The sequence below is a fragment of the Pelomonas nitida genome (genome assembly GCF_043555975.1).
Taxonomy (GTDB): domain Bacteria; phylum Pseudomonadota; class Gammaproteobacteria; order Burkholderiales; family Burkholderiaceae_C; genus Pelomonas; species Pelomonas nitida.
This window is the reverse complement of record NZ_JBIGIA010000045.1, coordinates 1-751: the sequence shown is the minus strand read 5'-3', so window position 1 is coordinate 751 and position 751 is coordinate 1. Positions and strand designations below refer to the sequence as shown.

The 751-nt window shown below is 71.0% G+C and carries 1 pseudogene; it reads left to right on the top strand.

The window, feature by feature from the left end:
* A pseudogene (locus tag ACG00X_RS24035) lies at nt 1–751 on the top strand (heme utilization protein); the annotation flags it as partial.

The window sequence follows — 751 nt, the reverse complement described above, 5'->3', positions numbered from 1 at the left end:
TGAACTCCGCCCAGATCGGCGCACTGGCCACCGACGCCGTCGCCGCACTGAGCTCCACCCAGGTCGGCGCGCTGACCTCGGCCCAGGTGCTGGGCCTGGGCACCGACCAGATCGGCGCCATCGAGACTGCCGACCTCAAGTCGCTGTCCACCGCCGCGCTGCACGCCCTGAACAGCGACCAGCTCAATGCACTGAACACCGACCAGGTCGGTGCGCTGTCCACCGCCCAGGTCGCCTCGCTGTCCACCGACCAGCTGAGCGCCCTGTCCACCGACAACTTCAACGCGCTGACCAGCGGCCAGATCCGCTCGCTGACCTCCGCCCAGCTCGCCTCACTGACGACCACCCAGGTCGCCGCGATGGAAACCGCCGACGTGCAGGCCCTGGCCAGCAACCAGATCCAGGCGCTGGGCTCCGACCAGGTCGGCGCCCTGGCCACCGACGCCATCGTCGCGCTGACCTCCGCCCAGATCGCCGCGCTGGGCACCAAGCAGGCGGCCGGCCTGACCACCGACCAGATCGGTGCCATCGAGACCGCTGACCTGAAGTCCCTGTCCACCGCCACGCTGCGCGCCCTCACCAGCGACCAGCTCAACGCGCTGGACTCCGCCCAGATCGGCGCGTTGAGCACCACCCAGGTCGCCTCGCTGACCACCGCCCAGGTCAGCACGCTGGCCTCCGACGACGTCGCCGCGCTCGGCTCGGCCCAGCTGCGCTCGCTGACCACCGCCCAGCTCACCGCGCTGAACTC